At 55.1% G+C, this 2,479-nt stretch carries 4 protein-coding genes; all 4 read left to right on the top strand.

Annotation, left to right across the window (positions count from 1 at the left end):
* A partial coding sequence (locus tag AC27KI_RS22780; RefSeq protein ID WP_487090854.1) for an RHS repeat-associated core domain-containing protein occupies positions 1-829 on the top strand: 829 nt, incomplete at its 5' end.
* Positions 830-831: 2 nt separating this feature from the next.
* Complete coding sequence (locus AC27KI_RS22775; protein WP_487115977.1) at positions 832-1,068, top strand: hypothetical protein; 237 nt, start codon at positions 832-834, stop codon at positions 1,066-1,068.
* Between the two features lie 380 nt (positions 1,069-1,448).
* The gene (locus AC27KI_RS22770; RefSeq protein ID WP_487090855.1) at positions 1,449-1,736 is read left to right on the top strand and encodes a hypothetical protein; all 288 of its coding nucleotides are present in this window, start codon (positions 1,449-1,451) and stop codon (positions 1,734-1,736) included.
* Between the two features lie 185 nt (positions 1,737-1,921).
* Positions 1,922-2,479: hypothetical protein (locus AC27KI_RS22765; protein WP_487090856.1), on the top strand; the 558-nt coding region annotated here is incomplete at its 3' end.

Genomic DNA, 2,479 nt, shown 5'->3' with positions numbered 1-2,479 from the left:
CAACAGCGCCGCGCCGGCGGGCGAGATGGATAGCACGGAGGTCATCTACCTGCCCACGGCCAGCGGGCCGATGCCGGTGGCGGCGCAGATCAACGGCAGGCTGTATGCCATCGATGCGGACCACCTGAACACGCCACGGCGCCTGACCAACACGCAGGGCCAGGTGGTGTGGCAATGGCTGATCACGGGGTTCGGAGAGGCCAACCCGACGACCGGGGCGACGGGCTATGCGCAGAGTGGGCAAGGTGCCACCAGCTATAGCGAAGCGGTGAAGTTCGATCTGCGGTATCCGGGGCAGGTGTGGGATGAAGAGACGGGACTGGCGTACAACCTGAACCGGTATTACGACCGGGAGGGAGGGCGGTACATCCAGGCCGATCCGATTGGGCTGGAGGGGGGATGGAATCGGTTCTTGTATGTGGGAGGAAATCCACTTAGCTATGCCGATCCGACCGGCGAGTTTGCAGTCGTCATCCCATTTATTCCGGCGATCATCACGGGTACTGACATCGCGGTTGGAACTGCTCTTGGCGCATTGGGTTATGGGTTGGATCGCATGTTTGCGAAACCGCCTAAGAATGCATATGACCCAAATGGGCCCAAGGCGCCGGGCAAACCGACAGAGGCAGATGGATTTAGAAGTCCTAAAGGGGGCGATAACTGGGTGCCCAATCCAAATCCAGGCAAAGGCGGTTCTAGCCACGGCTGGGAAGATGCTAAAGGGGATGTGTGGTGTCCTACTGGGTCAGGAGGTAGGTCTCACAGCGGTCCCCATTGGGATGTACAGACTCCAGGTGGCGATTATAGAAACGTGAAACCAAGTCGCTGATTATGAAAAATATTCAAATTATTGACGGTGCGCAAAATTGCGTATATGACATTTTTTCAGCAACCGATGAGGAATTTTTGTTGTTATTTCCTGGTGGCGTCGATATTGCTTTCATCGATGAGATATACGCGACTGGTGATGCGAAGGTGCTTGATGAAGTATTTAATAATATTTGGCAACGCCGGGTTAAAAAAATTAGAGGTGCAAGGCATTCATGGATTGATATTCTACGAACTTAATCAAAAGATGATTTATTATCCAACTAGAAAGGATGAGGAGGCCATCAATCCCGATGGGTCTAGACTTAGGTAATGGAATACTGTTGCTGCTGAGCAGGGCATACAGAACTGTATTTCCGACTCTGTATTGATTCATGAACTAAGTGGTTGCATTGGTTCCAACTTCTTTAGTCGGAGTAAGTCGCCATGATGAGCCAATGCAACCCCTTGAATCCATGTCCTGCCCGCCGCCGAAAATTTCGTTGCAACGTTTTTTGCTATTTTTAATGGCATCATCGGCATGGCATAGAACGACAGTGCATATGGCGGGCAACGGCGTGGTTATTGTCGCTGGTGGAAATGGGTAGGTAATTAAATTTATCCCTGAATAATCAGGTTGTATGAGCGATTTTTTCTCGCGTCAAGCCTTCGTGCTGCGGCAAGCCATCAATGAATATCGTGATGGAACACTTGATTTAAACTCGCTTATTCATCGGATTGAGGGGGTTGGGGGTGTTTTTGAAAATGAATTGTGGCGAAATGCGGTTTTTCCCGTCATTTTATCCATGGAGCAGATAAACGCAGCGGCAATTAATGGTGGCAATGATTTGACCGAAGCAGGCAAGGTTTCTATTGAAGAGTCGCTCATTGGTTTTGAGGGACTGATTAAGGATTTTGAAAATAAGTAACTGCTGCTTATTTCTCAAGCCTTGCGTGGGAGATCTCATGCGAGCCGATGCAACACCCTGACATCCAACCCTGGCCGTTGTACGTCTTGATTGCTATATATTTAATAGCGTCATGACCATGATTTACTAGGGCGTAAGGCCTGTTTGACCTGATGTCAGGCCTCACATCAAACGGGAGGAGGTTCATGAGGGTCGTCTGGGCCGTCTTCATCGCATTGCAGGCCCTGGGCAATGTGGCCTCGCTGTCCTACGAAGTCATGGGCGCCGTGCAGGGTGCCCAGGACTTCGCCGGCGTGGCCACCACGTATGCCAACGACGTCCGGGGCAACGTCACGCGGGAGAGTTCGGCCGGACCCGCGCCCGGCCTGACCGAGCAGCGCAGCTACACCCTGGCGGGCCAGTTGTCCGCCAGCCGGCTGCTGCCGCAACTGACCTGGGACAGCGCCGGGCGCCTGGCCCAGGTGCAGCAGCGTCACGCCCTGCGCGGCGCCACGGGGGCGCAGCAGGCCGTGATCACCAGCGCCAACACCTACGACGCCACGGGCCGGCTCACCGCCAGCGCCCACAGCGCGCCGGCCGGCCTCACGCTACCCACGGGCAGCGCGCTGAGCGACACCCTGGGCGCCAACACCAGCGGCTACGCGTGGGACGCCAACGGCAACCGCGTGCAGGCGTTCTATGGCAGCGTCACAGCGGCGGGCACGGCCACGCTCAAGCGCAATTACGTCGCCGTCAGCGGCAGC

The sequence above is a fragment of the Acidovorax sp. KPB24-03 genome, from assembly GCF_057546605.1.
Note: the sequence above shows the minus strand (reverse complement) of the source record. Positions and strands in the feature narration are given on the sequence as shown.